The sequence below is a fragment of the Janthinobacterium sp. PLB04 genome (genome assembly GCF_021165895.1).
In the GTDB taxonomy this organism is placed as follows: Bacteria; Pseudomonadota; Gammaproteobacteria; order Burkholderiales; family Burkholderiaceae_D; genus Janthinobacterium; species Janthinobacterium lividum.
Genome location: NZ_CP088968.1, coordinates 4,118,220 through 4,143,256 on the forward strand (window position 1 = coordinate 4,118,220; position 25,037 = coordinate 4,143,256).

General features: G+C 60.8%; 16 protein-coding genes. 2 read left to right on the plus strand and 14 right to left on the minus strand.

Annotated elements, in window-relative coordinates:
- Window positions 1–472: 472 nt before the first annotated feature.
- From LSO07_RS18155 to LSO07_RS18170, 4 genes are all read right to left on the minus strand, one after another.
- Window positions 473–907: a hypothetical protein gene (locus LSO07_RS18155; protein WP_151096152.1), complete on the minus strand. Its 435-nt coding sequence runs from the start codon at window positions 905–907 to the stop codon at window positions 473–475.
- On the minus strand, window positions 897–2,918 hold the full coding sequence (locus LSO07_RS18160) for a hypothetical protein (RefSeq protein WP_151096155.1): 2,022 nt from the start codon (window positions 2,916–2,918) through the stop codon (window positions 897–899). The genes LSO07_RS18155 and LSO07_RS18160 overlap by 11 nt, the downstream gene beginning before the upstream one ends.
- 1,719 nt (window positions 2,919–4,637) lie before the next feature.
- The gene (locus LSO07_RS18165) at window positions 4,638–5,903 is read right to left on the minus strand and encodes a site-specific integrase (protein ID WP_151096158.1); all 1,266 of its coding nucleotides are present in this window, start codon (window positions 5,901–5,903) and stop codon (window positions 4,638–4,640) included.
- A 1,144-nt stretch (window positions 5,904–7,047) separates the two neighbouring features.
- The gene (locus tag LSO07_RS18170) at window positions 7,048–9,042 is read right to left on the minus strand and encodes a DNA internalization-related competence protein ComEC/Rec2 (RefSeq protein ID WP_404811493.1); all 1,995 of its coding nucleotides are present in this window, start codon (window positions 9,040–9,042) and stop codon (window positions 7,048–7,050) included.
- A gap of 184 nt (window positions 9,043–9,226) precedes the next feature.
- Between LSO07_RS18170 and LSO07_RS18175 the strand changes: the two genes are divergently transcribed.
- Together LSO07_RS18175 and LSO07_RS18180 are read left to right on the plus strand one after the other, a co-directional pair.
- Window positions 9,227–10,060, plus strand: coding sequence for a class I SAM-dependent methyltransferase (locus LSO07_RS18175; protein WP_151096161.1), 834 nt, complete (start codon window positions 9,227–9,229; stop codon window positions 10,058–10,060).
- A gap of 1,215 nt (window positions 10,061–11,275) precedes the next feature.
- Window positions 11,276–13,261, plus strand: a complete 1,986-nt coding sequence (locus LSO07_RS18180) for a helicase-related protein (RefSeq protein WP_092605353.1) — start codon at window positions 11,276–11,278, stop codon at window positions 13,259–13,261.
- A 3-nt stretch (window positions 13,262–13,264) separates the two neighbouring features.
- Here the strand turns inward: LSO07_RS18180 and LSO07_RS18185 are convergent, their stop codons facing one another.
- From LSO07_RS18185 to LSO07_RS18230, 10 genes are all read right to left on the minus strand, one after another.
- Window positions 13,265–13,738, minus strand: a complete 474-nt coding sequence (locus LSO07_RS18185) for a T6SS effector amidase Tae4 family protein (RefSeq protein ID WP_191909712.1) — start codon at window positions 13,736–13,738, stop codon at window positions 13,265–13,267.
- Between the two features lie 94 nt (window positions 13,739–13,832).
- Window positions 13,833–15,074, minus strand: a complete 1,242-nt coding sequence (locus LSO07_RS18190; protein ID WP_151096167.1) for a PQQ-dependent sugar dehydrogenase — start codon at window positions 15,072–15,074, stop codon at window positions 13,833–13,835.
- A gap of 4 nt (window positions 15,075–15,078) precedes the next feature.
- Window positions 15,079–15,876, minus strand: a complete 798-nt coding sequence (locus LSO07_RS18195) for a TatD family hydrolase (protein WP_151097730.1) — start codon at window positions 15,874–15,876, stop codon at window positions 15,079–15,081.
- A 12-nt stretch (window positions 15,877–15,888) separates the two neighbouring features.
- The gene (gene lolD / locus LSO07_RS18200) at window positions 15,889–16,614 is read right to left on the minus strand and encodes a lipoprotein-releasing ABC transporter ATP-binding protein LolD (protein ID WP_034788536.1); all 726 of its coding nucleotides are present in this window, start codon (window positions 16,612–16,614) and stop codon (window positions 15,889–15,891) included.
- A 16-nt stretch (window positions 16,615–16,630) separates the two neighbouring features.
- Entirely contained in the window at window positions 16,631–17,896 is a 1,266-nt protein-coding gene (locus tag LSO07_RS18205; RefSeq protein WP_151096170.1) for a lipoprotein-releasing ABC transporter permease subunit, read from the minus strand.
- Between the two features lie 32 nt (window positions 17,897–17,928).
- Window positions 17,929–19,206, minus strand: coding sequence for a lipoprotein-releasing ABC transporter permease subunit (locus tag LSO07_RS18210; protein ID WP_034788543.1), 1,278 nt, complete (start codon window positions 19,204–19,206; stop codon window positions 17,929–17,931).
- A gap of 94 nt (window positions 19,207–19,300) precedes the next feature.
- Window positions 19,301–20,593: a TolC family protein gene (locus LSO07_RS18215; protein ID WP_225317346.1), complete on the minus strand. Its 1,293-nt coding sequence runs from the start codon at window positions 20,591–20,593 to the stop codon at window positions 19,301–19,303.
- A complete protein-coding gene (locus LSO07_RS18220; RefSeq protein ID WP_151096174.1) occupies window positions 20,593–21,906 on the minus strand; it encodes an HlyD family type I secretion periplasmic adaptor subunit in 1,314 nt (437 codons plus the stop codon). Before LSO07_RS18220 ends, LSO07_RS18215 begins: the two co-directional genes overlap by 1 nt.
- Complete coding sequence (locus LSO07_RS18225) at window positions 21,903–24,068, minus strand: type I secretion system permease/ATPase (RefSeq protein WP_225317347.1); 2,166 nt, start codon at window positions 24,066–24,068, stop codon at window positions 21,903–21,905. Before LSO07_RS18225 ends, LSO07_RS18220 begins: the two co-directional genes overlap by 4 nt.
- Before the next feature lie 201 nt (window positions 24,069–24,269).
- On the minus strand, window positions 24,270–24,935 hold the full coding sequence (locus tag LSO07_RS18230) for a PEP-CTERM sorting domain-containing protein (protein WP_034788548.1): 666 nt from the start codon (window positions 24,933–24,935) through the stop codon (window positions 24,270–24,272).
- Between the last annotated feature and the right edge of the window lie 102 nt (window positions 24,936–25,037).

A 25,037-nucleotide genomic window follows, 5' to 3' on the forward strand; every position in this document is an offset into this window, starting at 1 on the left:
TCGCGGCACAGACTCTCTGGGGACTTTAGGAAAGTGATACAAAGTCCTCATCGCATTAGGGGCAACGAGCGCTATTGTCAGCCGACGCCCCGTTAGGATTTGCCGACACGGATGTGTCTGCCCACCTATTACGCCTGAAGCCACCGGCCTGCAGCCGTTGGTACGTTGCCGCGTCCAGTCCATCCATGCGGCCATAGTCACAGTCTTTTGTGGTCGCCGCTATACCATCGGCTCGCGCGCAGCAGTTAAGCGAAGCAGCGGCCGCAGCCAAAGGGGAGCCGTGTTAAGAGTTCAAAACCCGTTTAGACTCCGGTGCCGGGACGAGTGTTCGTGAAATTAACCCTAGAGATGTCGACCAGGGGAGAACTCCACTGCATTCCTCGCTGCGTGGAAGAACTGTAAGCTCCGCCCCTGATTCGAATGAGCATTTCTAGCCCGGCTTTCTGAGACACCAATTTAATGACACCTGCAGTCAATAGCGGTTATTTCGAGGTGAGTTGCGGGTCGCCTCGTCGAGGCGCATCTCAAGGGAACGAACCTTTGCACTCAACTCGACGATGCGTTCGTTCGCGCTGGTCAGCGTTGACTGAGCTGCGTCGCGTTGCCTGATGACGTCTTTCAATTTCTCAGCTTTCGTACGATTAGCTTGGCGGTTTTTAAGCCTGATATGGCGGCCGGACTCCATCGCATCCTGATTGAGTTCCAAGTAGGCTTGAATTTCGCGAACAAGCATCGGGAAGCGGCGTTTCCGTAATGCTGACGGGTCACACCCAGCCTCCCGAGCGACGTTATTTTGAGTGACTGGAGTGCCACGGTGTAGCACTCTTGGAGTATTGGCCTTGAGACGCTCGAAGGCATGTCGAAATCGCTGTTCAGCGCTGAGAGGCACTTGGGTGTCATATGGCATTGAGGTAAAACTCCATAGCACGGTGCTCTAGGAGCAAAGCTCGGTGTCTCGGGCTATCTACTGGCAGCCTAGCCATTTCTTTCGCAACGCAGGCCAATTCGGTCCTTATCTGCGGCTCCTTAGTCCTGTCGAAAAGGACATCCGAACACGGCTTGCCATTATCCGACCCAGCGCACCGGGCCACTGACTCGACCCCGCCATAATCGCAAGCCCCAGCTTTCATACAACCTCCGAGACGATGTTCGCGGTAGCTGACTTTGCCCTCTTTAGCCCAAGATGTCAGCTTCTTCGTATCCTTCTCACTTATGATGTTAACCAATAAGATTTGCTTATGCTCGTCAGAGTAAGGGGATACGAACCGGTCACTCATGGCGGTTCGAAGTTGAGTTGCCATAGCCTCGTACATGGCAGCCACGACGGTAGATGACACATTCTCATTTAAGTGTAGACGGGTGTATCCGCGACCATAGTACAGGGGCATTAATCGAGAACTGTGCTTCAACTGGTGCTGCATAGTACTATCAGAAATTAATCCCGATGCAAACATGTTGACGGCGCTCGTCCTGCGATACTGGTGCCATGCAAGCGGCCAGATTTGACCTACCGCAAACCTGTCTTCAGGAAGGTTGGGGGTTAGCTGCTTCGCGACCTTCAGGTCATCCGGTGTGATGGTCATCTGGACTGGGTCAAACAGACATGGGTAGGCGGCAACGATTGAGCCTAGGCTTCTGACTCTACGTCGAATGTAATATTTCCTGGTCTTTCCTCCCCCCCATGGTTCGCTAGGGGCACTGTACAAATAGGGGTCTCCTATATCAAGTTCTGTGGGTTCCACATTAGAGTTGGCGCGGTCGCATTGCATCCGCAACAGCGCAATTGAACTGAGTGCCGTAACGGCGAGCTCGACACTAGGGCTTGCAACCCAGCGAGCATCTGAATCAGGGTCAGTTTTTGTGGTTTCACCGCATATGATTGGGACTCGACCCAATTTTTCATCCTCCTCCCATATCAAACAGCTGACTCGCAGAGAGCCGACTTCGTCGCGCCGTTGCAGCGTGAAGTTTGCGATGTATGCCAATGCGGCTATGATAACGAGGTCAAGGTATGCAGAAAATGCCTGTAAGGAATTCAGTCCTTCACTCCGGCCGCTGAGCCACTTTGCAAGTGATGGCGTCAGGTTGTATCGCGCCGCGGTGTCTTCAAATGAGCCGTAGTAGTTACAGTCAGGGTAAGTAACAGAGTTTTTCGTAAAAGGTCCTTTCTTTTTATTCCTGTCCTCGGCTAATGCAGCTTCCAACGTTCCGTAATTCTTAACGTACGCTTCAAGACAAAACCGAAAGCATGCCTCTATCTGCGCCTGGTTACGGATGAAGTCTTCCAAACATTCTCGCAAACGATTTACCTGATAAAGCCAAATACGTGGGGGGATATAGGGGGTTTGCACACTGTCATGGTCGGGCTTCGAGCCGGCTAAGCGTTTCAGGCCATCTTGGTCAAGGATGATAAATCCAAGCTGGTCCCTTGAATCATAAATCCGGTAAAGCTCAAGAATGGTTGAGTCATATCGGCTTGGCGCAATCGTTTCGGGAAGTTGCTCAAAAACTCTTGGAAAACGCATCAAATCGGTCGCTAAAATGCCTTTCCGGCTGCACAATGAAATGACCGCACGAAACATCGTGAAAATTTTTTGAAGCGCTGCTGCAGTCCTAGTGGGCCGTGGTCCCCAGATGCGCCAAGTGACCATCAACCGGAGAATGTCCGCGTTGGCTGAATCAAGACGCCCTGCCAGACCGTCTGGTCCATCCCCAAAATTCAATTTGAAGGGCGTTCCGGCCAAAGGAGTTAAGTCCCATAACGGGTCACTCCAGCGAGAAATTACCGCACCATTTCGGTCAATGCTGACTGGCCACTCCGGATGTGGCGGCCAAGTCATTGGTCTAAAAACTACACTTGTCGGGGTTACCCAATCATTTTGCAAACCCAAGCCGAGCTCGGTTACGGAAATAGTCATACTTTTTCTCACTCGATAGATTCAATCAGGAACTGCCACTCAGGGTGATAGCGTCCTTCGTTAACGCGCGCCAAGGCCTCCTCAACCCAACAGTGTCGGGTCGCGTTAGAGTTGCGAAACCAAGTTAATTTTTCGCTCATCCGGAGGACCGCAAAGTGACTTGGGTGGTCGGTGTGGCTCATGCCCGCGGGCGGGTAATACTTACTCAGCTCCACGGTCTTGAGGTGCCTGAAAGACGCTAAGGCCCAAACATAATCTAATGAGTCAATCTCGCGGTGGTGTTCGCACCATAAGCATCCTGATGGACGAACACAATCCGGTGAAGTCGCGAACTTAGGTATAGATGGAACTGCCAAAGGCGTTCCGGTACATGCACCCGGCGCGACCGCGATTAGTGGTTGTAGCTTCGACAATGTAGGGTCCGTCTTCAGCCAGAAGTTCGGGACCTCAGAGATTGAACGTTGCATTGAGGGTTTTGCATAGGTGCGCAATAACGTTTGTTTGGAGTGCTGAGCCATCTCGGCCGTCAAGTCCGGGTCACCAGACCTCCGAAGCAACCAATTTACTCTAGTGCACCGAAGAACTATAGGAGGAAGCCATGTAATGCAAGCTTGCTTGCAAGCTTTTTTAATTAAATCAAAACTCGGGCGCGTATTCTCAAGAGTATTTCTATTCCGTATCACCGGAAACACCTTAGTATCGTTTGGGAATAGCGCCCTACGCCATTCTAAGTATCGCTCAAAGTGACTCCGATATTCCTTAAAAATTTCGAATAGCACCTCACCACCACGTCTAGGTTTATATTCCTTGACTTTATAGCCATCAATGTCGGCGGCGTAACTAAATTTTCTTAACTGGAGCGTATTTGCCTGAGCTAGATTCATTCCAGTTTGCGCTATAAAAATCAACATCTCAGACATGATTCGCAAATTAACGACGTCTCGCCGCGAAACTGGCGAACAACTGCTCATGTAGGCCGCGTCGCGGCTCGCTTTTTGCTTTAAATTCTTGAGCTCTTTCGCTGCTGTACGCTCTACAGAATGCGACTTCTCCGGGGATAATCGGCTTAGGTAAACTAGTTGCCCACCATTCCTCAAGGGGATTCGAAACGGCCTAGGGCCCCAGACTGCGCTCAGGGGCACGCCATCACAGATATCCTGCAGCAGGCTCCCGAATGCGAACGTCGATGTTAAGCTTTGTCTCTCGGCTTCAACACTCTGCGCAGAATTCCGGCGAATAATTTTTTTTAGCCGAGTCAACGTTATGACTGGTGTCTGTCGTTCAAGGACCTCATCTAGTATTCCGCCGACGACTATCCCGTTATGGTAAGCAGTGTACTGATTTAGGCTCCTTTCGACGTTCTGCCGGTGGATAAGGTGGTCCGTCCAATGTATATAGGTGGTTTGAACTGAGGTAAGGTCCAATGAACTGTCAGCGCACTCCGCCCATGCAAAGAATGCGCAAAGCTGCTGGAACCGTGTAACCGCCGTTGCCTGACTGCCGCCTCCGGCGAGCTTGTCTGCGATTACCTCATAAGCACGTGTTACCAGTTTAAGGCGTTGACGCAATGGGCGACCAAGCGCCCCGCTGTGAATATGAGAATGCACTAAATCCAAACGAGTTCCGGCGCCCCCTTTATATAAAAGTCTTTTCAGGTCAAAAGGCGCTGATTTTTCGCTATGCGCAATGTCTAAAATCAGTTCAGGAATAAGGTCTATATCAGGCTCCAAATCGGCTCCAGTCGCGCTTAACTAAGCCGGAAAATGCTGCAGAAAACTCATCGGACACCAATGCTTTGACGTGGCCACGCTCCCTAAAACGAATATAGCGTAACGTCGTCACCTCATCTTTATGTAACATTACATCTCGGACAAAGGCTAGCGCGGCTGCTTCGCCCGTAACTCGCAAAGCGAGTTCCATCACCCAAGTTCCATAAGTGCACCGAGTCTGGTGAAATTTGAAATTTTGCATGAAAGTTAGGCCTACTGCGACAGCCCTTCGACGCAGGTCTGTCATTAATCGACTAAATGAAGATGGTCGATATGGATTGCCCCTCGATGTTAGAAATAATCGACTCCGATGTTCAGGCTTCGCTCTAGCTTGCCTCTTTAATCTGACCATGGAGTAGGCGTAGCCCTTGAGTGCATTCAGCAGGAAACTGGGTACCAAAAGGTCGCCCGTAACGTCAAATTTTGTTTTGATACCAGTTCCGGGGCCGACGGCCATGCGATGGAAGCCTGGCATGGCTGGGTCCGGCATCGCTGCGTCAATGTTGTGTACGGCAAGAGTCGAAATCGACCCAATCCGTGCACCCGTCAAAAACCCAGTTGATAGTATTAAGTGAAGCTCGTCGAGCTTTTCCGATGCTGTGAACCCTAGCAGTGCTTCTGGATGTCCACCTGCTAAGGGAGTTAGGCCGTCTTCCAGGGTCAGCCCTGGACGACGCCTGTTCGGAATGGACAATTCTGACTTAGCCCTTGTTAATGCTCGCTCGAACCCTACCGTGTCAAAATAACGAATCACAACCATTTCATCATGCCAGAGGGGTGAGTTTCTGCTAACGAAAGCATTTTTTTTCGCGTGCCGATAGAACTGGATTAATGCGGCCATGCGAGCTGTGGCGGTACTGGGTGCGATTGACCCACGGTCACGCTGGTCGATTATCACCTTTCGATATCGAACTAGCACTCGGTCAGCGAAACGGTCTGGGAAATGACGCCAGTCGACTTGGCTCACTTCGAGCCAGCTTGCATAGGCGTGCAAGTGCTTCATGAGAATGGTAATCGTATCGATGTGCCCGCCTAGCACCCCTTTAGCTTTTGTTTTTGCCCAGTGATTAGCCTCGGTCCAATCTTCGCCGTTATCCCAAAATATTTGCGGGAGTTTTTCTATTGGGCACGACATCACATCACGTTCCCATCTAATTGAACCATCCTCGACAACCTCACGCATTGGCGAGTAATGGATATACTCAAGATTGGCCATGACAACATCAACTTTGGTAATAAGCTTCTATAGCATGAAATCGGTTGTGAAATCGGCATACGACTGGCGAATATTCTAGGTCCAAAGCCTTATCCATCCGTCACTGAACATTGCGGCCGGCACCTGAGGCGAAGCGTTGCCGTGCCTATCGCGACACTCGCTGCCAGTTAAGGAATGCGGAGGTGCAAGCTTGGTACTCCGGTCATGTTTATATTCCCACTGGAATACCTGGATATCCAAAGACATGGAGACATCGTTGCTTTTAGCACGATGGCTCCCACGTCCTCGAACAACTGTCGTGCTTTCCGAAAGGTTGTAGATAGACCCACGTCGCGACGAGTGCCGTGTAGTTGTGTGAGTCCTTAGTCGCTCCGGTCTCCATAGAAGCCGGACTCGAATCGGATAACAAGACACCGGCAATGAAGTTGAACCTCGAACTGCCAATGGAGTGGTGTTAGATAGTACTTTACCAATCTCGGCAAGGTCCACCGCTTGCATATTCGCCGGCACAACGTTAGTCGTCGGCAAAAGCGATGACTTCTCTGATGTTCGTGTCGGGTACGAAAGCTGGGCTTCACTGCTGCCTTTGAGCATCTCATGGTCGACCTTTAACGGCATCAGCCTGGAGCACTTTGCGGCCAAGTGCTGCAGGCTTAATCGAGCATCAGGTTCATGCTCATCTGCCAGAACTGTTCGTATTCCCTCGTTGGTCATGCTTCCTCCTCCGCGTCACAATACTTGGCGATGACATTGATGTCAATGGAAAATTTTCCAAAAAAACCTTTTAAATCAAACAGTTACATATATTTTGCTATGATAAAAAACACTGGTAGTAATGCAGCGCGGGGCTTCGACTCGCAACGGGTCCTGGCTAAATAGCAGTTGGTATCGAGTATTCCTGTGGAACCAGGTCGTTGGAGACTTTCGGTAGGGTTGTCAGAGGCTGCTCGTCTTAGAAGCCTAAGATTCTCTCCCAAAACGCTCAAGTCAAGCTATGAGAGTCAAAATAAGAAGAGAACGGACGACGGTATTGGAGATACCCCTCTAGATAATTAGTACTGTTCCCTCATCAGGTCATCGCAGGGTTCGGTGCGCACTTGAAATGTCCATACTGTCGCAATGAAGGGTTGCACGTCCATAGCACTCATTCGCGGTTGTCCCACGTCCAGCTCTGGCCCGCCATGCAGTGCAGATAGGGTTTGTGCAACGCCCGCCGCGCCTCGACGGCGGGATGGCCATCGAACAGCGACGAGGCCAGCCAGCCCACCTGCACGTTATCCAACAGAGACATGGCGCCGCCTGCGTGATCGAGGTCGCTGTGGGAAATGATCACGCCGTCCAGCTTGGCTATGCCGCGTGCGCGCAGATAAGGCACGATGACCCGGCTGGCGCCATCGGAATCGAGGCTGTAGGCAGGCCCCGTGTCGTACAGCAAGCGGTGGCCATGCGTTTCCACCAGCACGGCCATGCCCTGCCCCACGTCAAAGGCGGTCACCCACATGCCACCCGGTGGCGGACTGGACGGCAAGGCCGTCAGCAGCGGCAGCCAGCCCAGCATGCCCGCCCAGCGGTGCGGCCAGCCGCGTGGCGCCAGCAGCCAGGCCGTGCCAAACAATGCCCAGCAAAAACTCCACATTGGCGGCGCGGGCGCCGTCCACACGGCAAAGCGGCGCGCGCCCAGCCATTCGAGCACCTGCGCCAGCATCTGCACGATGGCGTGCGCCAGCAACAGCATTCCGTCGGACAGCGGCGCCGGCAGCAGGCTGCCCGCCAGCGACAGGGGCGTGACGACCAGGCTGATGACGGGGATGGCCAGCGCATTGGCGACGGGAGACACCAGCGATACTTGCGAAAACAGCAGCATCGTCAACGGCACCAGCCCCACCGTCACCACATACTGCGTGTGGGCGCCCAGCGCCACGGCAGCACGCAAACGGCGCCAGCGTCCGGCCTGCGGCGGCATGGACGCCGTGGTGCGCCCTGCCGTTGCGTACAGCATGGTGGCGACGGCGCCGAACGACAGCCAGAAACCGGGCCACAGCACGGCCCACGGGTCGAGTAGCACCACCACGCCCAGCGCCAGGCACAGGATATGGACGATGCTGGTGATGCGTCCCAGCCACAGGGCCAGCGCCACCACCAGCAACATATACAAGGTGCGCTGCGCGGGCACGCCAAAGCCGGCCAGCAGCACATACAAAAATGCCGCCAGCGCGCCGGCCAGCGCCGCCACCTTTTGCGCCGGCAGCCGCAGTGGCAACTGCCAGCCGGTAAAAAACGAGCGCCGCCACAGCGTGCCGGCACCAAGCGCAAAGAGTCCCGCGATCATGGTAATGTGCAGACCGGATATCGAAATCAAATGGCTCACGCCAGTGCGGTTGAACACTTGCCAGTCCGACTGGGGAATCGCCCGCTGGTCGCCCACCACCAGCGCCACGATCACGCCCGCATACTGTTTTCCGTCCAGGCTGCGCACGATGCGCGCGCGCAATGCCGCGCGGCTGGCCTCCACCACGTTGCCGAAGCCGGGCACGAAGGCGGCCAGGCGCACGTTCGGCGTATCGGCGCGCGGCTGCGGCCGCACATAGCCCGTGGCGCGCACGCCCTGCTCCAGCAGCCACGCCTCGTAGTCAAAACCCATCGGGTTCGCATTGCCGTGCGGACGCTGCAAGCGCACCGTCAGGCGCCAGCGTTCGCCCGGCTGCACGTCGCCCACCTCGTTCGTCACTTCATCACGAAAACCTGCGTACCAGGACAGGGCGATCAGGGGCGGCACCTTCGCCCCAACAGCCTTCTCCACGGCAAAATTGAAGCGCACGCCCTGCTCGAAGCGGTACGGCAGGCTGGCTACCGTACCCGTGACAACAATGTCCTGGCCTTCATCAGCCAGCGCCAGTTGCGGCGCCATGGCGGCCTGGGCCAGCCAGGCGGCACAGTAAAAGCCCAGTCCCACGCCAGCGACAAGCGCAACAGTGGAATGCAAGCAGGAATGCCAGCGCGCATGGCGGCACAGCAGCAGTGCCGCCAGCAGCGACACGCCAGCGGTCGCCCACAGCAGCACGCCCCCGTACGGCGGCAAGCTTGCCTGCGTCTGCAACCAGGCGGCGCCAGCGGCAAAGCCGAGTATCAGGGTGCGCATGGGAGCTCGCTGCAAAAAAGGCTCAGCAACTGTGCCCCCTTTCTACTCTTTACCGTCTGATCTGGCGCAATGGTGCCCTGAATAAGAAGGTTCAGTCACGCCATCCGGCACCACCGCTGGCGAAACTTTCTGCATGCTAAGATGGCCATCCGGCGCAAAGGCGCCACGACTTTGCGGATCTTGCATGACCCTACTGACAGCGGCAGAAACCTATTTACAGGACTTTCATCAAAGGCAAGTCGGCGTGACCAGCACCGCGTTTGGCCACCTGCCGGCCAGTTCCCCGGCCGGCAGCTGGGCCTCGTCCTACGACGTGCTGACCAGCCTGGTACCGGCCGTGGACACGCCATTGAGCGTGCTCGACCTGGCCTGCGGCGACGGCCATCTGCTGGGCTTGCTGGCAGCCAGGCGGCAGCCCCGGCTGCAACTGCTCGGCGTCGACATGAGCCAGACTGAACTGGCCGCCGCGCGCGCCGCCCTGCCCCCGTCCGTGCATCTGCTGCAAGGCCGGGGCCAGGCGCTGGACCTGCCATCGGCCAGCGTCGATTATCTCGTCTCGCACATGGCGCTGATGCTGATGGACGACATCGAACAAGTCATGCGTGAAATCCGTCGCGTGCTGCACCCCGGCGGCCAGTTCGCGGCCATCGTCGGCCGGACGTTCTTGCTGGGCGAAGTGAACGACGTTTTCATGCGCGTGTTCAAGCCGGTCGCCAGCACCGGGCTGCCGCCGCTGCGCTTCGGCGATCGCCGCACGGGCTCCGAAGCCGGCTGGCGGGAACTGCTCGATGCCGGTTTCGCAGACGTTGAAGTCGACGACATCGACGTCCCATGGACGCCCACGCCGGGCGAACTGTGGACGGCCCTGCTGGACACCTACGATATCGACCGCCTGGACGAGGGCGCCAGGCAGCGCCTGCGCGAGGCGTTCCTGGATGCCGTAGCGCCGCTGCAAGCCGATGACGGATTGATCGCCACCGGCTGGGGGCTGCGCGCCGTGCGCGCACGGGCAGCCTGAACTGCCATCGATGCCATGGCTTGCCAGCGTCAGCGTCAGCGTCAGCGGCAACAGGCTACGATAGTGGCTGCCGCAGCGCGCGGTGCTTCTCCGGTCAATTGCAGGCTTGCTGGCAAGCGGACCGCTCGGCGTTGCACTCGGCTTGAGCGGTACCGCCAGCAATGCAAGCCTTCCATTCGACAGCGCAGTAGTGATAACAGCTTGCGAAGGCTGGCGTCGCAGTCACAGCCAAACCGAGACCTGTCGCGAAAAGAAATGCAGCAAGCTTTTTATTCATAGTGCTCTCCTTAAGTCGGATGGCTGATGAATCCCTGCGCGCGCCATCCACCGGCGCAGGGCCACATACACAGGTATGTCGGGTGTCATCGCAAGCTGGCTATGCGCCAGCGCGAAGTAAAAAGTCCTGCGGCCACCAGCGGATCCTGGAGTGCCGTCAAATCATAGCCGTTCATATAAACGCGACGCGCTCCAGGCGATAGCCAGGCCGGCAGCCAGAATAATGCCGTACCTCGCCGCCAATTTCAGCTATTGTGAAAACATGCCAAAAATCCTCTCGCGAGATCTGAGGCCATAATCAGCTCACCATTATTAATTGTCAAGATAATTCAATTCATTCCGCACCAGCGGATAATTTCTCGTGCAATGAAAAATACAGGCGCAATACGGAAACGGTCCCGCCGTGCTTAATTTCAACTCCACAGCGTGGAAAGGCGCATTCGGTCGTGCCGGATGCTGCCGGCGCCATGGGAGCGTGGCGATAATTACCCGTTGCCGGATGCGCGCAAGAAAATACGTTCGACCTCGCATCCAGAAAAACAATCTGCACATGATGCGAATATCATCATCGTGGATACCAATAGAAACTTACTCTTTGTTATTATCGATGCTGCGGCAATCAAATTTTCACAATCAATTTCAACAAATCAAAAAACTTAATAAAAATATATGCTTAAAATTTCCAGATAAATAAAATAGAACAGGGAAAAATATGATAAGCGGAAAGCACCAGATAACGCATTCCCATTCCACGTTCTAGCAAGGTGATTCGCCAGAATGGAAGCGCCGCTCTCAATGCCTGCCAGTTGCTCATCCGGCCCAGGGAATCATCGCTTTCAAGATCAACGCCCTCCGCAACAGCCGCACCGCGCACGGGGCAAAGTCTTTGTCCTGCACACGGTATAATCGGCCTCGCTTACTTCAACACCCAGGCACGACATGACTTCCTCCGCACTTCCTCCCGATACTTCCACCGACATTTCCGACAGCAGCGAAGACAATAACGATGCCACCCTGGTCGCGGAACTGGGGGAACTGGCCGAGCATATCCGCCTCGTAAAGATGGAAGGCCGCGTCTTCGTGCGCTTTTCCGGCGTGGTCAAGGCGGGCCATCTGGTGGTGCCGTATGCGCTGGTACCAAGCCAGGGCGTGCTGGCGCGGCCGGCCAAGTGGCGCAAGATGGACCGCGAAACCAAGCTGGCACTGGTGCGCGAACGGGCCAGCGCGGCCGTCTTCGAAGAACTGCGCCAGCATGTGATCGATTTCGTCGCCGATATCGCGGGACTGAGCGAAGACGTCGACACGGACCCGATGGTTTTCCTGCATACCCTGGCCGACATGCAGACGTCGGAGCCGGCCGGCATGGTGTTCGACCGCATCCGCCAGCGTTTCAATCACGCCATCGAGCGCCAGCAGGAAGAACAGCACGCGGCGCGCACGCGCCAGAGCATCAACCTGGCCGAGTATCCGGCCTCGTTCGAGATGGCGCGCCGCCTGCCGCGCCGCTTCATCGCCCTGCTGGGCCCCACGAATTCCGGCAAGACGCACCGCGCCATGGAAGCGCTGGTGAAGGCAAAGAGCGGCATCTATCTGGCGCCATTGCGCCTGCTGGCGCTGGAAAACTACGAACGCCTGCAGGAAGCCGCGCCGCATGGCAAGCCGCTGGCCGTGAGCCTGATCACGGGCGAGGAGCGCAGGGTCGTCGACGGCGCCACGCACGTGGCCAGCACGGTGGAAATGCTGGACACGAAAACCGTCGTGGAAGTGGCCGTCATCGATGAAATCCAGATGCTGGCCGACCCGGACCGGGGCGCCGCGTGGACGGCCGCCGTCTGCGGCGCGCCCGCCCACACGGTCTACCTGGTGGGGGCACCCGAAGCGCGGCGCGCCATCGAGGCGCTGGCCGAGCGCCTGGACTGCCCGCTGGAAGTACATGTCTTGAAACGCATGGCGCCCCTGTCGATGGAGCCGAACGCCGTGCGCAAGGTGCGCAACCTGCGCCGCGGCGACGCCGTCATCGCCTTTTCCCGCCGCGAAGTGCTGATGTGGCGCGACATGATCACGGAAACGGGGCTGTCAGTGGCGACTGTGTACGGCAACCTGTCGCCGGAAGTGCGGCGCGCGCAGGCGCAGCGCTTCCGCGACGGCACGGCCGATATCGTCGTCGGTACGGACGCGCTGGCGATGGGCTTGAACATGCCGATCGCGCGCATCGTCATGACCACCTGCGTCAAATACAATGGCCGCGAAGAGGAAGAGATTTCAGCCGCGCTGGCGCGCCAGATCGCCGGACGCGCGGGCCGCTACGGCGTGCATGAAGAGGGCCTGGTGGCCGGCTACGACAACGAAACGCATGAAGTGATGCGCGCCCTGCTGAAGGAAAAGCTGCATCCGCTGAACACCAGCGGTTTTGCCGTGGCGCCCTCGCTCGAACATCTGCACCGCATTTCGTCAGTGACGGGCGAACTGTCGCTGTCAAAACTGCTGCGCCGCTTCATCCACAATATCGACGTGCCGGACGGCTTTTTCTTCCCCCGCATCACGGAAGACCAGAAGGAGCGCGCCGTCTGGCTCGACACCTTGCCCCTGTCCGTGGCCGACAAGTTCACCCTGTCGCTGGTGCCGATATCGAGCAAGGTGCCGTCCTTGCAAACGGCGTGGGAGCACTGGGCGAAGAATCTGTCGCAGGGAAAAACGAGCACCTTGCGCCAGCACGCGTACGGCGGCGGCACGCAGAATCTGCAGCAGGTGGAAGACACCTGCCGCTACTATTCCGCGTATGCCTGGCTCAGCTACCGCCTGCCCGAGTTCTTCCCCGATATCGCCGTCGCGCAAAACCTGTCGCGCGATGCGTCGGAACGGGTCGACTCCATCCTGCGCGCGCACAATGCGGCTTCGCGCGGACGGTCGAAGAAGTTCAAATAAGCCTCAACCGAGCTGCCAGAACCAGACCTCGCCACAATCCCAGTAGCATTCGGTGCCGCACACCTTCACGCCGATGGACGGCAGCAGGATGTCGATATGGCCGCCCGCGCCGCCCAGGTAGCCGGGAATGCGGAAGAAGGCGACCAAGCCCTGGCGCTGGCCGATGCCGGCCATGGCGGCATCCCGGCTGAATTTTTCGGGCGCGCCGAACATCGAGGGGCTGGCCAGCATGTGCGCCAGCTTGGCCTGTCCCGGCTCGATCAGCGCGCCCCTGAACGGTCCCTTGCGGATGGCCATGCGGCCTCTGACCTGGACGCCAGCCTTGATCAGGGCCAGGCTGACGCGGATGGCGCAGGTGTTGGCAAAGCTGTCCTTGCCGATCAAGTCTTCCCAGCCGATTTCTCGGAACAGGGCTGCCTGGTCGACGGCCGCCACGCTCGAGTAATTTTCACGCAGATTGATGAATGCAGGTTTCACGCCGACCTCCCGTTGCCCCTGGTCGCCAGGGAACATCAGGCAGATTGTAGGAGGATGCTGCAGCCCCGCACTGAGCGAAGTCAAGCGATCTGCATTACGGCTTGGCCACCTCGTAATGCAGTTTCAGCACCAGCCCATTATGGTCGTCGGCCATATAGATATCGCCATCCTGGCCCTGCTTCACGTCGACGGGCGCGCCCCTGCCCTGTTTGCCCTTGCGTTCCCAGTTGCTGATCAAGTCGACGGACTTGCCCATAGGCGCACCGGCCTTGTCTGGCAGCAGGGCCACCAGGCGGTGGCCGTTGCTGCGGTAGCCGTGGTAGCCGATGATCAGGCTATTCCTGTACAACGCAGGGAAGCGGCTGGCCGTGTAAAAAGTCATGCCCAGCGGGGCGGCATGGCCGGGCAGCAAACGCTCCGGCGCCGCATATTGGGCGTCGCAAGCCGTCTTCGGATATTCGGGACTGGCCACATTGTCGTCGTAGCAGTACGGCCAGCCGTAGTGCCGGTCTGCCTTGATCAAATTCAGTTCTTCGTGCGGCAGGTTCTCGTCGCTTTTCAGTTGCGGCATGGCGGCCTGGATGGCGTCGCGCGAGTTTTCCGCCTGCCACAGCTCGCCCGTCGCAGGGTGAAAAGCCAGCGCCATCGAATTGCGCAAGCCGCGCGCATGCGTGCGCCAGCTCGTCACCGTACCGGCCGGCCAGGCCATCGTGTATTCGCGGATGGCGCCCAGCGCTTCCAGGCCTTCCGCCGAAGGACAAGCCTTGGCCGGATCGGGCGCCTTGCCATCATTCTCGCAATGGTCGGTGCTGGAACCCACGTTCACATACAGGTCGCCCTTGGGGCTGAAGCGCATGTTCGTCAGCAGGTGTAAACCGAGGCCCGGCAGGCGCGGCGTCTTGGCCTTGCCGCCGATCACGTCGGTGAGGGTGCGCGTGGTGTCGCGCAGGTCGAAGCGGAAGATGCGCCCCACCTCGCCCACGTAGACCATGCCGTCCGGCCCCTGCACGATGCCGTTCGGCCGATCGAGCTTGTCGAGCAGCAGCTTGCGCTCGTAGCCGCCACCGGCCGCCTTGGGCTGCAACAGCCACAATTTACCCTGCTTCGGCACCCATCCCGTCATATCCGTGACGAGGATGTCGCCATTCGTCAGCGGCAGCACGCCACGGGGGAATTTCAGGCCGTCGGCCAGCACGGCCACGCAAAAGCCGGCCGGCGTGGTGACGTCGAGGCGCGGCATACCGTCGCACTGGGCGCTGGCCGTCGCCGCCATGGCGGGCGCAAACACGGTGGACATACAGGCTGCCAGGGCGCCCGCAAGCATTTTCTTGTTCATGGTCTCATTCCATCAGGGGTAGTCGGGGCATCACGGCGCGCGCGTTGGCACTGGTGGCAAGCGCCACTTGCGCGATATCCAGGCCACGCAGCTCGGCCAGCACGGCGCCAATGCGCGGCAATTCTTCGGGGCTGTTGCGGCCCGGGTGGATCCAGCTGGGGGAAATGTCGGGTGCATCCGTCTCCAGCACGATGGCATCCAAAGGCAGGTCGGCGGCCATGCGGCGTATCTGCAGCGCGCGGGTAAACGTCATGGCACCGCCGAAACCGAGCTTGAAACCGAGGTCGATATAGCCCTGCGCCTGCTGGAAGCTGCCGTTGAACGCGTGCGCGATGCCGCCGTTCGGGCGGATCTGGCGCGCGTGTTTGAGGACGATGTCCTGCGAGCGGCGCACGTGGGCCAGCACGGGCAAATCGAAGTCGCGGGCGATTCTCAGCTGCTCGCGCAGGAAATGCTCCTGCTTGGCGCGCATGGCCGGCTCGCACAGCATGGGGATGAAGAAATCGAGGCCGATTTCGCCGATGGCGACAAAGCGCGGGTCGTTCATCGCCAGGGCCACGGCCTCGCGCAGGGCGATCAAATCGTCTTCCGTGGCGTGCGGCACGTAGATCGGGTGGATGCCCAGCGCATAGCAGGCGTTGGGCGCCGCAGCCGCCAGGTCGCGCACGATGGCGAAATTGGCCCGTTCGACGGCGGGAATGACGATCATCGCCACGTCCTGCTGCTGCGCTCGCGCCGCCACCTGCAGCGATTCGCTGCCGAATTCATGCGCGTCGAGGTGGCAGTGCGTGTCGATCCACAGCATGGCAGCTCCTTAATATTGGTACGGCTGCAGCCCTTCGTCCGTCAGGCGCAGCACGCGGTCGCAGCGCTTGGCCAGCTCGATATCGTGCGTGACAATGACGAAGGCCGTGCCCAAGGTGCGCGACAATTCCAGCATCAGGTCGAAAATCTGTTCGGCCGTGGCGTGATCGAGGTTGCCCGTCGGTTCATCGGCCAGCACGCAGGCCGGCTGCGTGACGAGGGCGCGGGCCAGGGCCACGCGCTGGCGCTCGCCTCCCGACAACTCGCCCGGCGTGTGCGTGACGCGCTTGGCCAGGTTCACGCGCGTGAGGATCTGCTGCGCCAGCTCGGTGGCCGGCGCGCGCTTCATGCGCCGTATCATCAAAGGCATGGCGACGTTGTCCAGCGCGGAAAACTCGGGCAGCAGGTGGTGGAACTGGTAGACGAAACCCAGCGAGGCGTTGCGCAAGTCGCCGCGCGCCTTTTCGCTGAGATTGGCGAAGTCCTTGCCCAGCAGGGTGACCTTGCCGCTGGTGGGCGTGTCGAGGCCGCCCAGCAGGTGCAGCAGGGTCGATTTGCCGGAGCCGGAGGCGCCGACGATGGCGACCCGCTCGCCGCGGTGGACGTCGATGTCGATGCCGGCCAGCACCTGCACCTTGTAGCTGCCCTGCGTAAAAGTCTTGCCCAGGCCGCGGCAGGAAAGCACGGCAGAATCGGCGGAAGCGCCATTGGAGGCAGGTTTGTTCAGATCGGTCATGGTCGTAGTCAGTGGTTTATTCATAGCGCAGGGCTTCCGCAGGTTTGACGCGGGCAGCCCACCAGCTTGGGTACAGGGTCGCCAAAAAGGCGAGGATCACGGCCAGCACGCCGATCTTGGTGACGTCGGGCCAGCGCAGGTCGGACGGCACGGTGCTGATGAAATAGATGTCCTTGGAGAGGAACTGCACCCCCAGCAAATGCTCGATGAAGGGCACGATGACATCGATGTTCATGGCCACCAGCACGCCGCCGCCCACGCCCAGAACCGTGCCCAGGATGCCCACCAGCGCGCCCTGGATCATGAAGATCTTCATGATGGAGCGGGGCGACGCGCCCAGGGTGCGCAGAATCGCGATATCGGCCTGCTTGTCCGTCACCGTCATCACCAGGGTCGAGACCAGGTTGAAGGCGGCCACCGCGATGATCAGGGTCAGGATGATGAACATCATGCGCTTTTCCGTCTGCACGGCAGCGAACCAGTTGGCATTGAGCTTGGACCAGTCGCGCAGCCACAGGTCGCCCGGCATGGTTTTTTTCAGTTCCGCCGCCACTTGCGGCGCCTGGTTCATGTCGGCCAGGCGCAAACGCAGGCCGGACGGGCCATCGAGACGCAGCAGGCGCTGGCCGTCTTCGATATTGATGAAGGCCAGACCCGCGTCGAATTCATTGTGGCCCGCCTGGAAGATGCCGCTGACGGTAAAGCTGCGCATGCGCGGCAGCACGCCGGCCGGCGTGACCTGGCCTTGCGCCAGCATCAACGTCACTTTTTCGCCGAGGTTGACGCGCAGGGCGCGCGCCAGCTCGATGCCCAGCACGATATTGAAGGTGCCAGGCTGCAGGGCCTTGAAGCTGCCCATGCGCGTCTGGCCGGCCACGTCGGAAACGTTCGGCTCTTCCTCGGGCAGCACGCCGCGCACGATGGCGGGACGCAGCGCATCGTCGCGCAGCAGCATGCCCTGCGTTTCCACGAACGGCGCGGCGCCCTTCACGGCCGGGTTTTTAAAAGCTTGCGCCGCTTCGGCGCGCCAGTCCGGCATGCTGCCGCTGTTGTCGAACACTTCCACGTGGGCCAGCACGGACAGCATGCGGTCCGTCACTTCCTTCTGGAAGCCGTTCATCACGGACAGCACGACGATCAGCGCCGCCACGCCCAGGCCGATGCCGGCCATGGAAATGAGGGAGATGAAGGAGATAAAACTGTTGCGGCCACTGCGCTTGCCGGCCCGCGTGTAGCGCAAGCCAACCAGCCATTCGAAGGGCAGATTCTTGAAAATACTCATTGTTCAGGCGGTCTTTATCGTTTCTTGATGTGTTATTCGTAGCGCAATGCCTCGGCCGGCTTGACGCGCGCGGCGCGCCAGCTCGGGTAGATGGTCGCCACCAGCGCCAGGCCAAAGGCGATCAGGCCGATCTGCGCCACGTCCAGCCAATGCACGTCCGACGGCACGGCGCTGATCTGGTAGATTTCCTTCGAGATGAAATGCAGGCCGAAGATGCCTTCGATGAAGGGCACGATGACGCCCACGTTCAGCGCCAGCACGACGCCGCCGATCACGCCCAGCGCGCTGCCCAGCAAGCCCACCAGCGCGCCCTGGATCATGAAGATCTTCATGATGGAGAATGGCGAGGCGCCCAGGGTGCGCAGAATGGCGATGTCGGCCTGCTTGTCGGTGACCGACATCACCAGGGTCGAGACGAGGTTGAACGCGGCCACGGCGATGATCATGCTGAGAATGATGAACATCATGTTCTTCTGGCTTTGCACCAGCGCATACCAGCTGGCGCTGGCGCGCGACCAGTCGCGCATCCACAGCTGGCCCGGCATCGAGGCTTTCAGTTCGCGCGCCACCTGCGGCGCCTGGTTCATGTCGTGCAGGCGCAAGCGCAGGCCGGACGGGCCGTCGAGCTGCAGCAGCTGCTCGGCGTCCTGCATGTTCACGAAGGCCAGGCTGCCATCGAGTTCATTGTGACCGGCCTCGAAGATGCCGGCGACTTTGAGCGCGCGCATGCGCGGCATGACGATGCCATTGGCCGGGTCGCCCGCCCTCGGCTCGCGTTCCAGCATCAGGGTGACGTTCTGCCCCACTTTCACATCGAGCGCCTTGGCCAGGTCGATGCCCAGCACGATGTTATAGGAACCTGGCGTGAGATCCTTGAAACTCCCCTGCTTCATCTGGGAGGCCACGCTGGAGACGGTGGCTTCCTGCTGCGGCAGCACGCCGCGCACGACGGACGGGCGCATGGTTTCGTCGTTCAGCAGCATGCCCTGGGTTTCCACGAACGGCGACACGGCTTTCACTTGCGGGTTGGCGTAGGCGGCGCGCTCCTGCGCCTGCCAGTTCGGCATGGAGCCGCTGGTATCGAACACCTCGACATGGGCCAGCACCGACATCAGGCGGTCCGTGACTTCCTTCTGGAAGCCGTTCATGACGGACAGGACGACGATCAGGGCGGCCACGCCCAGGCCGATGCCGGCCACGGAAATGAGGGAGATGAAGGAAATGAAGCTGTTGCGGCCACTGCGTTTCCCGGCGCGCGTATAGCGCACGCCGACCTGCCACTCGAAGGGAAATTGTTTGATGATGCTCATGCGCTCCCGCGACAACGATGATATGCGAGCGCGCAGTGTGCCACACAATGGGCATTTCATGCATCAAGTCTGCGTGAAACAGCGCACGCCGGCCCTATTTTTCCTCCTGCGCCAGGCCGAACACGGCCAGCAGCTGCCCCGCCAGCGCATATTGGCGCATCTGCGCCAGGGTCAGACGGTGCAGCTGATCGATGCGCCGCTGCTGCACCGTGAAATAGCTGTCGCGCGTCTGGATGACCTGCTGCAGGTTGCGCCGCCCCGCCTCGTACTGGATGGTCCCGCCGCGCACGACGAAGGCCAACTTCCTTTCCTGCTCGTCGAGCAGGGACAGGGTGCGCTGCGCATTGGCGATGCGCGGCAGCATGCTGGCCAGGTCGGCGCGCGTGCCCTGCTCGGCGCGCGCCACGTCCGCATCGGCCGCCTGGGCGCGGCTGATGCTCTCGTCGCGCTGCGCCAGGCTGCCGCCGCCGAGCGGGAATTCCCAGCTCACGCCCACCGACCAGCCCCGCTGCTGGATGGTCGAGGGCGGCGGCGTGGTCTTGTTATTGAGCAGATGGCTGACGTTCAGATCCACTTTCGGCGCCAGGGTGGCCGCCACACCGCGCACGCGCAGCTGGGCCGCCGCCGCCCGCTCGCGCGCGGCGCGCAACTGCGCCTGCTGCGTATCGGCGTTTTCCAGGGCCTGCGCCGGCAGCGGCGCAAAGGCGAAATCGGCAAACTGCGCCACCGGCTCGAAGGCCAGCGCCTCGAGCTTGATGCGCGCCGCCTGCTGGTCCGTCAGCAAGCCGTCGTGCACCAGTTCCGCGTCCAGCTGCGAACTTTGCGCCAGTTCGCGGTCCACTTCCGACGATTTGCCCAGTTCCGCCTGGCGCGTCACCTGCCGCACCAGTTGCGTCACGTCGCGCAGGCGTTCCTGCGACTGCATCAGGCTGCGTTCCAGGCGCTGCATGTCGAAATACGCTTCGGCCAGTTTTTCCGCGCTTTCCGCGCGTGCCCGCTCCACGTCGAAGGCGGCGCCCGCCATTTCGCGCTCGGCCGCATCGAGTTCGGCGCGGTCGGCGCCGCCGTTGTACACATTCCAGCGCACGCTCGCTTCCACCTGGTGCGTGCGCCGTTCCACGTCCAGCGCGCCATCGAGGTCATTGCTGCGCCCCCGCGTCGCCTGCAGCGCCGCAGTCGGGAACAGCCGCGAGCGGGCCTGCTTGTAGCGCGCTTCGGTGGTGGCCAGCGCCGCCTGCGCCGCGATCACCTGCGGGTCGCGCGGCACGGCGCGCGCCAGCAAGGCGGGCAAGCCGCGCGTGGACTGCGCCTGGAAAGTGGCCGGCGGTGCCGGTTGGGCTACCGCGTTTGCGCAGGCGAATGCCATGCAAAGTAAAAAAGCACGCATCACCGCTCCTGCAGGGAAGACTGCAAGCCGCGCAGCACGGGCTTGAACACATATTGCAGCACCGAGCGGCGCCCCGTCAGGATGCCCACGTCGACGGGCATGCCAGGCGTAATCGGCAGCACCTTGCCGTGCGCCGTCAACTGGCTGCGGTCGGTACTCAGCTGCACCTCGAAATACGGCTCGTTGCGTTCATCGGGAATCGCATCGGCGCCCACGCGCACCACCTGCGCCTGCATGCGTCCATAGGTGGTGGCGTCATACGCCAGCACATTGGCCGAAGCGCGCTGCCCCACGTGGATAAAACCGATGTCCGACGGTTTCACGCGCACGGAAATCAGCATTTCCGAATCGGCGGGCACGATTTCCAGGATAGGTTTGCCCGGCTGCGCCACGCCGCCGACCGTCGCCACCAGCACGCGGTTGACGACGCCGTCGACGGGCGCCGTCACATCGCGCCGGCTCACCTGGTCCTGCTGGCCTTTCACGGTGCTGGCCAGGGCTCCCGCCTTGGTTTCATATTCACTGCGCTGGGCGCCCCACTGGCCGCGCATGCGCGCTTCCACTTCGCCGGCCTGCGCCTGCGCCTCGGCCAGGGTGGCCGCCAGGCGCGGCACGGAAGCGCGCAGGCTGTCGAGCTCCGTGCGCTGCTGCTGCACGCGCTGCTGCGCATTCAGGTAGTCGCCGCGCGAACCGGCGCCCTCCTTGAACAGGCGCTCCTCGATCGACAGGCTTTCCAGCGCGATCTTCAGGCCCGTATCGAGTTGCGCGATGCGGCTGTGCGCCTCGGCCAGCTCGCCGCGCCGCCGCGTCACGCCTTCGCGCGCGGCCGCCGTGGCCGACGCGAACTCGCGCTGGCCATCGCGCCACAACTGCGTTTCCTTGGCGATCAGCTCGGGCGCCTCTTTCTGCCATTCCGGCGCAAACCGGGGAGTACCACCGGACAGCAGCGCATCGAGGCGCGCCCTGCCCGCCAGCGCGGCCAGGCGATTCTGCACGCTGGCGCCCAGATTGGCCTCGTACTGGGCCGTGTCCAGGCGCAGCAGCAAGTCGCCGCGGCGCACGCGCTGGCCCGGCTTCACCAGCATCTCGCGCACGATGCCCCCCTCCAGGCTTTGCACTTCCTGCAGGTGCGACGGCGGCGTGATGGCGCCGCGTCCATTCACGGACACGTCGAGCTGGGCGAAGGTGGCCCAAGCCAGCACCAGTACCAGCAATACGGCGATCAGCGCCAGCATGCGCAGGACGATGCGCTGCGGTTCGCGTTCCGGGTCCGGGTGGGCCGCCGGCAGCGGACGGGCGTTCAGGGCGCTCATGTCGTGGCTCCCTGTTCCACCGCAGGCTTGGCTGCCTGGCTATTGAGCACGCGCATGACCTCATCGCGCGGGCCGTCGGCCACGATGCGCCCCTTGTCGAAGACGATCAGGCGGTCCACCAGCGCCAGCATGGCCATGCGGTGCGTGACGAGCACGATGGTCGTATCCTTTAAGGTACGCAGGCGGGCGATCAGGCGCTGCTCGGTGGCCGGGTCGAACATGCTGCTCGGCTCATCGAGCAGCAGCATGGGCGGTTTCACGAGCAAGGCGCGGGCCATGGCCACGGCTTGGCGCTGGCCGCCGGACAGGCGTTCGCCCCGTTCGCCCACTTCCGTCGCCACGCCGTTGGGCAGCTGGGTGATGATGTCATCGAGGCAGGCCAGGCGGATGGCATCGAGCAGGGCCGCATCGTCGGGCTGGCTGCGTCCCAGTTCGATGTTTTCGCGCAGGGTGCCGTGGAACAGGGTCACGTCCTGCGGCACGTAGCCGATCTGGCGGCGCAGGCTCAAAGGCTCCAGCTGGGTGCTGGACAGGTCGTCGAACAGTACGCTGCCGCTTTGCGGACCATACTGGTTCAGCAGCAAGCGCAGCAGGGTGCTCTTGCCGGAACCGAGCTTGCCGATCACGCCGACCCGTTCGCCGGGACGGATGTGCAGGTTCAGTTTATCCAGCAGCGGCGGCGAATTCGGGTAGGCAAAGCCCACGTCGCGGAACTCGATGCGCCCCGACAGCGGGGGCGCCTGCAGGCTGGCCACGTCGTCATCGGTCGGCGCTTCCATGATCTTGTTCAGCGCGTGGTAGGACAGCTTGGTCTGTTCCCAGCGGATGATCAGGCCCGCGATCTGGCTCACGGGCGCCAGGGCGCGTCCCGTCAGCATGCTCACGGCGATGATCTGGCCCAGGGTCAGCAGGTGTTCGCCCATCAGCAAGGCGCCCGTGGCCACCACGGCCACGCCGGACAGCGCCAGCACGGCCGTGTTGATGTAGTTGACGCGACTGACGATTTCGCGCGTCTCGACGCTGTTGGCGGCGATGGCCACCGTCAGGCTTTCCCATTTGCGCCGGCTCCACGCTTCGGCGCCCAGCGCCTTGATGGTGTCGAGGCCATTCATGGTTTCAAACAGGTGTGCCGTGCGCTGCGCGCTCTCCTGCATCGAGGCGGCCACGTGGCGCGCCAGAGCGGCGCGCGAGCCAAAGGCCACCAGCAGCAGGATCGGAATGACGGCCAGCGGCACGAGCACCAGCCAGCCGCCGACAAAGGCGATGACCAGCAGGAACAGCAGCAGGAACGGCAAGTCGCCCAGGGTCGTCAGGGTGGTCGAGGCAAAGAATTCGCGCACGGATTCGAAATCGCGCACGGTATTGGCCAAAGTCCCCCCGGAAGCGGGACGGCTGGCAGCGCGCAGGCGCAGACACTGGGCGAAGATGTTCGACGACAGCGCCACGTCCATGCGGCGCGACGCCGTTTCCACCAGTTCGCCGCGCAGCAGGCGCAGAGCCAGTTCGAACCCCGTCAGCACCACCACGGCAATGGTCAGCACCCACAGGCTGGACGTGGCATTGTTCGGGATCACGCGGTCATACACGGCCATCGCATAGAATGGCACCAGCGCGCCGATGACGTTCAGCACCAGCGTGCCCAGCAGGGCCCAGCGAAATACCCAGCGGTTGCGGTTGAAGACATCCCAGAACCAGCGTCCCGCCATGGGCATGCTGTAGAGCAAGCTGCGCTGGTCGAAAAACATCACGGGCCGCACGGCCACCCAGCGCCCGGCGGGCACTTCCCGGGCCAGCGCGGCCGCATCGAGCCAGGAGGTGCCGGCGATGCCGGGCACGTGGCATTCATATTTACCATCGGCAATGCTCAGCACCACCAGCGCCCGCCCTTCCCCATTGAGCAGCAAGGCCGGCATTTCCGTCGGACGGCGTGGCTTGTCCATCGGCAGCGCGGTGCCGGCCAGGCTGGCATGGCTGAGCGCCTGGTCGAGAAAATCGGCGGCGGCCGGGTCGCCATGCGCGGTCACGCTGGCGCGCAGGCGCTCAGCTTGCACGCCGGTGCCAAGAAGGCGGGCCAGGAAGACGATGGCGTCGGCAAGCGTGTCAGCGCAGGCGGTGGATGGGGAAGCGTCGACGGCGGCGTGCGCGGCAGAAGGTGGCGTCATGATGAGCTCAAATCCGATCTCAGACAGTTGCAATGAACAGTGAGGAACTATTGTCAAGGTCGCGCAGTGGTGGTTTGCAGAAACATTGTGCCATAGTAATAACAGCTATTCAGAATGATGTTGTGAAAAAATAAAAACTGCGGTGCGTCTTGACGGACGCACCGCAGCAGAAACTACCAAGTCAATACCACTGCTGCCGATTTATACTGCGCCAGCCTTGCGACGGCGCGCCATGAAGCCCAGCAGGCCCAGGCCTGCGACCAGCATGGCCCAGGTTTGCGCTTCCGGCACCGGCGACACGCTGAGCAAGGTTTGCGAAGCCGGGTTGACGCTCGTCAAGCTCGTGTAGCTGTACAGGTTCTGGATGGCGCCATTGCCCGTGGCAACGCCCAGCATGGCGTTGGCCTGGCTGACGACTGCATTGCTCAGGTTTTTGAAGCGCAGGTCGCCCGTCAGCAGGTTTGTGTTGTCGTTATTCAATTCCCACAGGGCCAGCTGGAAGGCGGCGGCGCTGTTGGCGCTGGTCGACACATTCGCGATGGACGAGGCGTAATACCCTTCATACAGGCGCTTGACGGAATCGCTGGCGGCAAAGGCGCCGCTGCTGTAGCTGTTCGAACTATTGCTCACTGCGACATGGGGATCGAGGCAAAACGCCAGGAAAGTGTTGCTGTCGTATTTGACTTCCCACAAGGTCGGCGAGATGGCGTTACCCGAGCCGAAGGCGCCGCCGGCAGCCGTAAACAGGCTGACGCTGTGCGAATCGACGACTTGCAGGTTGGAGGCGGCCAGGGCGCTGCCGCTGGCAAGGGCGAACGTGGCTGCGGCGATGGCGCCGCGAACGAGCAGGTGCATGGATTGTTTCATGGTGGTTTCCCTATTTCTGTTATGTAAGATGTAAGTGTGGAAAGCGCCGGCGCCCCGTGACGGGTGCGCCGGTGCGGCATTGCCGGGCAGGATTACGGCCCG